The 9,003-nt window shown below is 68.0% G+C and carries 7 protein-coding genes; 5 read left to right on the top strand and 2 right to left on the bottom strand.

Features of this window, described 5'->3' with window-relative positions:
- Positions 1–115 precede the first annotated feature (115 nt).
- The 3 genes from HII36_RS51020 (at position 116) to HII36_RS51010 (ending at position 2,813) form a co-directional block, all read left to right on the top strand.
- Positions 116–946, top strand: coding sequence for an alpha/beta fold hydrolase (locus HII36_RS51020; protein ID WP_173530640.1), 831 nt, complete (start codon positions 116–118; stop codon positions 944–946).
- A 270-nt stretch (positions 947–1,216) separates the two neighbouring features.
- On the top strand, positions 1,217–2,176 hold the full coding sequence (locus tag HII36_RS51015; protein WP_173530639.1) for an NAD(P)-dependent alcohol dehydrogenase: 960 nt from the start codon (positions 1,217–1,219) through the stop codon (positions 2,174–2,176).
- A gap of 166 nt (positions 2,177–2,342) precedes the next feature.
- Positions 2,343–2,813 carry a hypothetical protein gene (locus tag HII36_RS51010; RefSeq protein WP_173530638.1) on the top strand — a complete coding sequence of 157 codons (471 nt, stop codon included), beginning with the start codon at positions 2,343–2,345 and terminating at the stop codon, positions 2,811–2,813.
- Positions 2,814–3,259: 446 nt separating this feature from the next.
- On the opposite strand, the gene HII36_RS51005 is transcribed toward HII36_RS51010, so the two are convergent.
- Complete coding sequence (locus tag HII36_RS51005; protein ID WP_173530637.1) at positions 3,260–5,101, bottom strand: serine/threonine protein kinase; 1,842 nt, start codon at positions 5,099–5,101, stop codon at positions 3,260–3,262.
- A 312-nt stretch (positions 5,102–5,413) separates the two neighbouring features.
- On the opposite strand from HII36_RS51005, the gene HII36_RS51000 reads away from it, so the two are divergent.
- Positions 5,414–6,253, top strand: coding sequence for a hypothetical protein (locus HII36_RS51000; protein ID WP_173530636.1), 840 nt, complete (start codon positions 5,414–5,416; stop codon positions 6,251–6,253).
- Entirely contained in the window at positions 6,253–6,393 is a 141-nt protein-coding gene (locus HII36_RS50995; protein ID WP_173530635.1) for a hypothetical protein, read from the top strand. Before HII36_RS51000 ends, HII36_RS50995 begins: the two co-directional genes overlap by 1 nt.
- A gap of 427 nt (positions 6,394–6,820) precedes the next feature.
- On the opposite strand, the gene HII36_RS50990 is transcribed toward HII36_RS50995, so the two are convergent.
- Positions 6,821–8,254, bottom strand: coding sequence for a WD40 repeat domain-containing protein (locus HII36_RS50990; protein ID WP_173530634.1), 1,434 nt, complete (start codon positions 8,252–8,254; stop codon positions 6,821–6,823).
- Positions 8,255–9,003 lie beyond the last annotated feature (749 nt).

Raw genomic sequence — 9,003 nt, 5'->3', positions numbered from 1 at the left:
GGGGTACGGGCGGGAGTGCAGTCAACTGACCGATTCGTCCGCCTGGGTCCGCGCCGGAAGCTCGTGCCGTAACCACCGCCACTGCCACAGCGGCACGAACTCCCAGGAGAACCCCATGACGATCCGCTCCCGGCGGCGCGGCCTCGGCCTGATGCTCGCCACCCTGACCCTGACGCTCGGCCTTACCAGCACCGTCGCCCCCGCCTCAGCGGCCGCCCCCGCCGCGGCGGCGACAGCGACGGCGGGCAAGCCCACGGTGGTGCTGGTGCACGGCGTGTTCGCCGACTCCTCCGGCTGGAACGCCACCATCACCGCGCTCCAGGCGGCCGGCTTCCCGGTGATCGCCGCCGCCAACCCGCTGCGCGACCTGGCCGGCGACGCCGCGTACGTCTCCAGCATCATCGACACCGTCCCCGGCCCGGTCATCCTGGTCGGCCACTCCTACGGCGGCGCGGCCATCACCAACGCCGCCCGCGGCCACGACAACGTCAAGGCCCTGGTCTACGCCGCGGCCTTCGCCCCCGACGAGGGCGAGAGCCCGCTGGAACTGGCCAAGAAGTTCCCCGGCAGCAAGCTCGAATCCGCACTGGTGATCCGGCCGTTCCCGGGCGGCGGCCACGACGGCTACATCGACCCGGCCAAGTTCCGCGACGTCTTCGCCGCCGACCTGCCCGCCTCGCAGACCCGGCTGATGGCCGCCACCCAGCGGCCCGGCAGCGTGGACGGCCTGTCCGGGCACAGCGGCGCGCCGGCGTGGAAGAGCGTGCCGTCGTGGTACATCATCCCGACGGCCGACAACGTGATCCCGCCCGCGGCGCAGCGCTTCATGGCCGAGCGCGCCGGCAGCAAGGTGACCGAGGTGCGTGGCTCCTCGCACGTGGTGATGATGTCCCACCCCGGTGTCGTGGTGAAGAAGATCTTCGAGGCGTACCGCGCCACCCGCTGAGATCGCCGCGGCTACTCCGGCACACTCAGCCGGACTCGGGCGGGACCGGACGGACTCGCGCAAAACCACGACCAGGAACCGTGACCGGAAACCACGACCAGGAACCGTGACCAGGAACCGTGACCGGGGAGCCACAGCCGGGGGAGCCACAGCCGGGGGAGCCACAGCCGGGGGAGCCGCAACATCGCACTTCTCAGCATTTCCTCAGCATGCGTGAACAATCCTGGATTCATCGGCTCTCCCCGGCCCCCCAAGACAGGAAATACGCGCATGAAGGCAGCGATCTACACCCGGTTCGGTCCTCCCGAGGTTCTCGCCCTGCACCAGGTGCCGAAGCCCGAACCCCGGGAGGACGAGGTGCTGATCCAGGTACGCGCGATGACCGTCACCTCGGCGGAGTGCGCCATGCGCCGCGGCGAGCCGTTATGGGGCAGGATCATCCTCGGATTACGCCGCCCGCGGAAGCGGATGCGCACCCTGGGCACCGAACTGGCCGGGCGGGTCGAGGCGGTAGGCGCCAAGGTCACCCGGTTCCGGCCCGGTGACGAGGTCTTCGGCTTCACCGGTTTCCGGCTCGGCGCCAACGCCGAGTACGTGTGCCTCGCCCAGCGGGCCTCTCTCGAGCTCAAGCCGGTGAACCTCGGCTTCGAGGAGGCCGCCGCCGCGGTCGACGGCGCTTCGACCGCACTGTACTTCCTCAGAAAGGCCGGGCTCCGGGCCGGCCACCGGGTTCTGGTCTATGGCGCGTCCGGCAGCATCGGCACCTACGCCGTGCAGCTCGCCAAGCACTTCGGCGCGCACGTCACGGCGGTCTGCGGCCCCAGGAACGCCGACCTCGTCGCCGAACTGGGCGCCGACGAGGTGATCGACTACACCAAGGAGGACTACAGCAGGAGCGGGGCGCGGTACGACATCGTCTTCGACACGCTGGGCAAGAGCTCCTTCGCCCAGGCCAGGACGGTACTGACCCGCCAGGGCCGCTACGCCCCCACCACCGGTCTCGGAAACACCTTCCTCTCCCTCGGGACGTCGCTGTCGCGCGGCAGGAAGGTCGTGACCGGAATGTCGGTGGACAAGAACGACTCACTGGCCTTGCTCAAGGGCCTCATCGAGGCGGAACAACTACGCGTCGTCATCGACCGGCGCTACCCCTTCGACCAACTGGCCGAGGCCCACCGCTACGTCGAGACCGGACACAAACGCGGAAACGTAGTCATCACCATCGACTGACGTTCCCGAAACGCCCACGAGGCAGCGGTGCCGTTCTGGTTTCGCAGCGCGGCCGTCGCGGGTAGATCGCCCTTCAAGGCCCGCCGACGAGGGCGGATGCACCGCGACGGGCCTCGCCGACCATCCACACGACGGGCGGACACGCTCCAGCACCAAGGCGGCCGCGATGCACACCCTGCTGAGATCCTTGATCGCCGGCGCCGCCGGCACCAGCGCACTCAACATCGCCTCCTACCTCGACATGGCGATCCGAGCCCGCCCGGCCAGCAGCACGCCAGGCCGGGCCGTGGAGATGCTGGCCGAGCGGGCACACCTCGACCTCGGCCACGGCGAACAGGCCGACGACCGCAGAGCCGCCCTGGGCCCCCTGCTCGGATACGGCACCGGCGCGATGGCGGCCGTGTGCTACGGCCTGCTCACCACGAGCAGACGTCCGGCCTGGCCGATCGGGGTGTCCCTGCTCACCGGGCTGGCGATGCTCGGCTCGAACGGCCCGCTCGCGGCTCTCGGGATCACCGATCCACGCAAATGGTCGGCCTCGGACTGGCTCTCCGACCTGGTCCCACACCTGGCGTACGGGGTCACGGCCTACCTCGCGTATGAATCACCCGAGCGCGACTCCCCGAAACCGGTGTGAGATCGCACCCCGCACAATCGTCTCACCGCACCACGAATCGAGCCGGTTCCGCCAGCACTCCGGCAGCGGAGGCGACATCCGCCATCCGGACCTGCAACGTGTGGAGCGCCAGCGCCGCACTGAACGTCAGCCCGTTCAGCGCCCGCTGATCGATCTCCGGATGACGACGGTGCGGCCCGCGTACTCGTCCAGCCCGGCCTGGCGCTGCATAAGCCTTCCAAAGGCTCTACGTTCCGTCTGATACGGGCCAGCCGCACCCGCCCCCAAGAACCATGCGTATCGAACTCACGGAAATACGCGTAAACCCTTGCGATAGCCAATAGGTCACCCAGGGACGTCTGCCGCCACGCGATCGCCGGCTCGCCTCGGCTCAGCGTGAGCCGAAAATGCAAACAAAATGTGTATCGAGTTTACATACACTCGCGCTCCCTGTGCTCCGGCAACGGTTACGCGGGGACGGCATGCTTGTAGCCGGTGAGGTCGGTGGAGGCGATGATCTGCCGGTACCCCTTGGCGTCTGCGTCGTGCGCGCCAAGCACGAAAAAGGAGACCTTCGACTGTGGCAGGTGCCAGATCTTCATGGTGTACGACCCATGGTTCCAGCACGGAATCCGCCAGTTGCGGTAGTACGCCTTCCTGCCGTCGGCCATCTTGGCCAGCCCGGAGTAGCTGAGCCTGGCGCCTTCCTCGTCCGCCCGCTCGTACAGGCCGTACTCTCCGGTGTAGATGTCGTAGGTGCCCTCGGGGTCGCGCCAGGTCCGGCCGTCGCGCAGGCAGGGCATCGGGTTGTTGATGAACCAGCCCCACCGCGTGTCCTCGATGGAGTCGCCCGGCCAGGACTTGTCACCCGAGCCGGTCTTGACCACCATGGCATCGGGCCTGCAGGCGAACTCCCAGGGGCCGCTCGACCCCCGTGAGCGGGGAGATTCCAGGCAGACCAGGTCCTCGCGCACCTTGATCATGCGCCACCCCTTGGGCAGCGTCATCGTGATCCCCTTGAACGATACGGGCTCGCCCTTGAACCGGGGCTTCTTCGACGGCGCCGCGAGGGAAGGAGTCGCCGTCACCGTCGCGGTGGCCGTCACTGCCGGGGTCGGAGCCGGTCCCTTCACCTGGGCCTTCGCCTCGGTCGGGGTTTCCGTGGTCGCGCGGGGGGCGAAGGAGACGATCGCCGTCACCGCGATCAAGGTCACCGCCACGGCGGTGGCGACGTACGCGAGCACCCAGGCCGGACGCCTGGCCACGACCGGCGCCGGCGGAGCCGGGGGCGGCGAAACCGGGGGCGGCGTGGTCATCGGCCCCGCCGCCACCGCGGCTCCGGCTGCGATGAGATCGGCCACGCTCGCCGAACGGGACGTGCGCGGGCTGGTCACCTCCTCGATTGCGGCCGGCGACCAGTCCGGGCTCTCGTGCGGCTGCATCACCCAGGTGCGCTGGATCAGCGCGGTGGCGTCCGCGACGGGCTCCGCCTCCGCCGTCCCGCCAGGCCAGGCTTCGAGCACCGCCGCCAGCAGTTCGGCGGCCAGAGGCCGCTCCGCGGGATCCTTGGACAGCGCACGGCGGACGAGCTCACGCAGCCCCTCGGGGACGGCGTCGGTCTCCGGAATCTCCTCACGCACCCGATAGGCCAGCACCTCCGGACGGCCGCTGCCGTACGGGTGTTCGGCCGTGGCGGCGAACAGCACCAGCATCGCCCAGCCGTACACGTCGGCCGGGGTGCCCGACGGGCCCTCGCCATACTCCTCGGGACTGATCCAGCCGGGCGAGCCGACGAGCTGGCCGGTACGCGTCATCGACGTGCCGTCCAGCGCCTTGGCGATGCCGAAGTCGATCAGACGGGGACCTTCGGGCGAGAGGATCACGTTCGACGGTTTCAGATCCCGGTGGACGACATCGGCCGCGTGCACGGCCACGAGGGCTTCGGCCAGTCCGGCCGCCAGGCCGTACAAGGCGTCCGCCGACAACGGACCCTCGGCATTCATGTGCTGCTCCAGCGTGGGTCCGGCGATGTACTCACTCGCCAGCCACGGCCGCTCGGTGCCGGGGTCGCTGTGCAGGATCCGGGCGATGCAGGCCCCGTCGATCTCGCCGACCAGGAAGATCTCCCGGCTGAACCTGCGCCGGAACTCCACGTCCACCGACAGGACCTCGTGCACCAGCTTGACCGCCGCCCGCCGGCCCGCGACGTCCACACCCGCGTAGACCACGCCCATGCCGCCGGATCCCAGCCGCCCGACCAGCCGGTAGGGGCCGATCTCCCGCGGATCACTCGTCAACAGCGGCAGCACGCGGCCCTCCGGGGGGTTTGTAGCGGTTTCACAGGGAGCTGAGGAGATCATGCCACAGGCGGCTAGTGTATTGAATTCACGGAAGTTTTCTTGTGGGGACATTGCGCCAGACTGGGAGCAATCAGTAGCATTCCCCCATTCCGGTACCGGGTGGACCGGTCCAGGAACCGTATCTCCCTCACCGCCCGAAGGCATATGCAGTAGGGCATATGCGGCAAGGTGACGACACTTGCCGCACAGCTTCAGGCGGTCATTTGTCCCCGAGACCCGCGATCCAGCCATCGGCCTTGCCTCGCTCACGGAAGGACACCGGTGAACAACCTCGACCGTCGGCGGGAACGGCTCCCCGAGGACTGCCTGTACCCCAGCCGTCCGCTGGGCCCGCTCGGCGAGGTGCTGCTCGACGTCCGGGCCTGGCGCATGTACGACAGACGCCTGGCCCGCACGCTGCACCGGCGGCAGGGACGCCTGGAGCTGCTGACTCGCCGCGGCAAGGGCCCGGTCGAGCGGCTGGATCTCGGCTCTGACGCCGCCGATCCGCTGGAAGCGGCGCTCGCGCGCGTGCCCGACCTGCTGACCTTCCCGGCAGAGGCGGCAGTGGAGCTCACTTGCTCAGCCGGGCCGGCCCGCCGCGTGGCCGAGCTGACCCAGGTGACCGGCGAGTTCCTGGACGCGCACACCTTGACCGACGCGGACCACCCCTCCCCCGATGACGACTGGGACGAGGAGGACCTGGCCGACCACGCCGCCGGTGCCGAACGTGCGACGCCGCACGACGAGCGGCTTTACGTCTGGTACGACCGGCTCGCGCCGCTCCTGATCTCCATCAACGGCGTTCCCCATCTGGCCGGCGAGGTGGCCGGTCGGCGGACGCTCATCCCGATGGATCCCGGCCAGGAGTTCCCGCCTCTCCCACTCGTCCAGCGCGAGCACACCGCGGAAAGCTACTCCTGGGACGGCGGTTCACCGGCGTCCAGCGGCACCTGGTGGGAAGGCTCCGGAGAGGTCCGCGACGGGCTTCACATCGCCTGGGCCGCCTACGACGAGGGCGGCTACGTCATGATCGGGCGGGGCACCGCCGAGGAGTTCCTGGCCGAGGTCCGGGCCTCCGGCTTCTTCGCCGCTCTCGAGGACCTCGAAGAGGGGGACTGATGGACCGTCTTCTCACCGTCCGGATGGAGGGCGGCGGCGAGTTCGGGCTCCGGCTGCGCGAGGAGCGGCTGGAACCGGTCCGCACCAACGGGACAACCACTGTGCGGGAAGTCGTGCGGGACGCGGTCGCCGCCAGTTAAGGTCCGCTCGGCCTGGCACTGCGCACCGTCCCCGACCTGCTGACCTTCCCGCCGGACGCGACCGTGCACATCACCACGGACGCCCCCTTCGCAGCGGCCGACGCCGTCAAGCTCACCGACGCTCCCCAGGCGGCCGGCGACTGGGTGCTCGTGCCCGTGGCCTAGGAGTACCGGTTCCCCGCACCGGTGCTGAACCGCCTGTTCCTGGAGGTCCGCATCGCCTGGGAGGACTTCTCGGACGAGGCCTGGGACCGCGAGATGATCATCGGCCGACGAAGCTACGAGGGGGCCTCGCCACTGTTCGGCTTCCGCACCGACGACCCGGAAGGACGACGTTCCTCGCCGAACTGCTCGTCCGGTCGATCTGAACGTGCGCTCCCGAGACCGGCGGTTCGGCGGCGCAAGCGTGGCCGGAGCCCCGAAAGGCTCACCTCTCCGACGTGCCGTCCTGAGGACATATCGCGAACGGCCTCTCACCCAGCATGTCAGGAGCCGGCACCGTGCTCACCGACTCCCAATAGCCCGAAGAAGGCGGCAGTGGCCGAGATTCACGGCACACATCCTCGACGAAATTCGTGCGCAGGCCGGGCAGTAGCCAAGAATAGGCGCCGGACCCCGTCCCCACGGTCAGTGTTCTCCCGTCCTCGCTCATGGCCACCAGCCGGCTTTCGGACTCGGGCACTCGGAGTGACGCCAGCTCGGCTGGACGGTTGCCGTCCTTCAGCCCCCACAGAACAACCGGATCAGAGCCCGACGTACCGCCCAGCTCATCATGCACTGTGGTGGCAACCGATCCATCACGCGACATGGCGACCGGAGTCCCCCATTTCGGCGCGATGGACAAGTTGCCCAGACGAGCAGGGGACCGTGGGTCGGTTGTATCCCAGACTCCCCGTCCGATTATGGCCCGCTTGCCATCCGCACTGATCGCGCCACTGCTCCATTCTGGCGCCTTCGGCTCGAGAGTCGCACTTTTGAGCTCCGCGAGCCTGGCGGGCCGGCGTCCATCGGCCAGGGACCAGAAAATAGCTGAATCGTCGCTCAAGGTCAGCAGCGTCTTACCATCCGACGTCGCGGATAAAACACGAACTCCAGCCGCGTGCGCCTGCATGCGGACCAGTTGACTTGGCTCTCGACCGGCACCGAGATCCCAGATCTCGATGGAACCGCCTTCGAAACCCGCGAACAAAGTCGTGCCGTCGGCGCTCAACGTGATCTCGAGCAGCGTATCCCGGTAGTTACCTTTTCGGACGGACACTCTGCTCGGCTCATCGGGGTCGCTCAGATCCCACATGCTGATGTCACCGCTCTGCCGGTCGGCGGTAACCGCCTTCCGCCCATTCGACGACAGCCCCGCCAATCCCGACTCACTGTTCAGCGTGCCCGTCCTGGACGCATGAAGGTTCTCCCTGCCGGTATCACGGCCGCTCTTCCGGAGTCTCCAGACCGCATAACCCTGCTGGACGTCTGAAACAAGCGCGGTTTCACCGTCGGCGGACAACGAGATATCGGTGACGACCGTGCTTCCCGGAAATAGGCCACGACGCTCCATCGCCAGCGTATCCGCGAGTGCGGATCTGGTGCGTTCATCCGAATGCGCTATTACTGCCACGTAGCCCAGAAGCTTGGCCGCACGCCAATCGGAACCACGTTGCCTGATGCCGTCGAGGGCGATCGCATGCGCTTGGGAGACCTTCAGATCTTGTTGATGCAGGTACACGGGCACCGCCGTCGCCGCTAGCGCGACGCACAGCAGACCGACGCCGAGGCGCAGCCGGCGCGCGTAACCTCGACCTCCCCCTCGGGACGGTTCGCTGTCGGCACCCGGTTTCGATGGATGCACGCTGGAGGTCTCCTTCATACCCATCTCCGCAGGGAAGCGCGAGACCAGCCGGGTAGCATCCGTCCGATCAGGCCAGGGAAGCACTGAATATATCAGCGAATTCTGGAATTTCGACGTGCCAATTCGACCCGGATCGGCACCACTTTCACCAGCAGCCCGGATTCCGTTTCACCAGATCGTTCGTCTTGTCGTTGAAGCTGCTTGCGGCCGCCATCATTGCGCATACTGTGCCCGCCGGGTCCAGCACACTCGCACGTGCCTGAGCACGCCGCATGGCCACGCCCACTTCCCCGCAAGCGCCCCTTAAGGACAGCGCCACAGATATACCGGGCATCGAACCGTCGCGAATACCTGAACGCATCGGCCCACGCCGACGGCATTGTCACACCCACCGGACGCCGGCAAGGCGCATAAGGCTCGCGCCCACGGCATCCCGATCGTCAGGTCCGACACCTTCACCCCTGTGACTTCTGCACCGGATCATGATGTGATCCGATCACGACGTGCCCCGACGCCGGCAGCTCCGTACCGTCATCGAACGCCCGCTGCAGGGGGCCCGAGTGAAAGCGTGCGAGCCGTGACGATGGAAGATCCCCTTCACCTCTTAGGACGCCTGCGGCTGGGCCGGGAGGAATACTGCCACCCGGGTTCCGCAGTTCGTAGTCACACATGGCGAGTGGACAGCGAGAATCTGCAGGTAGATGGCCTGTAGTGAGCTTCGAGGTGCCGCGAAGGGCCGCGAGTGTAGTAACACGACTTCGAAGATT

This window comes from Nonomuraea antri (assembly GCF_013283785.1).
Taxonomy (GTDB): Bacteria; Actinomycetota; Actinomycetes; order Streptosporangiales; family Streptosporangiaceae; genus Nonomuraea; species Nonomuraea antri.
This window is presented reverse-complemented; position numbering and strand designations above follow the sequence as displayed.

Excerpts from the sequence above, each read along its gene's own strand:
- HII36_RS50990 (WP_173530634.1), bottom strand. The coding sequence starts at position 8,254 with ATGAAGGAGACCTCCAGCGTGCATCCATCGAAACCGGGTGCCGACAGC.
- HII36_RS51010 (WP_173530638.1), top strand. The coding sequence starts at position 2,343 with ATGCACACCCTGCTGAGATCCTTGATCGCCGGCGCCGCCGGCACCAGC.
- HII36_RS51020 (WP_173530640.1), top strand. The coding sequence starts at position 116 with ATGACGATCCGCTCCCGGCGGCGCGGCCTCGGCCTGATGCTCGCCACC.
- HII36_RS50995 (WP_173530635.1), top strand. The coding sequence starts at position 6,253 with ATGGACCGTCTTCTCACCGTCCGGATGGAGGGCGGCGGCGAGTTCGGG.
- HII36_RS51015 (WP_173530639.1), top strand. The coding sequence starts at position 1,217 with ATGAAGGCAGCGATCTACACCCGGTTCGGTCCTCCCGAGGTTCTCGCC.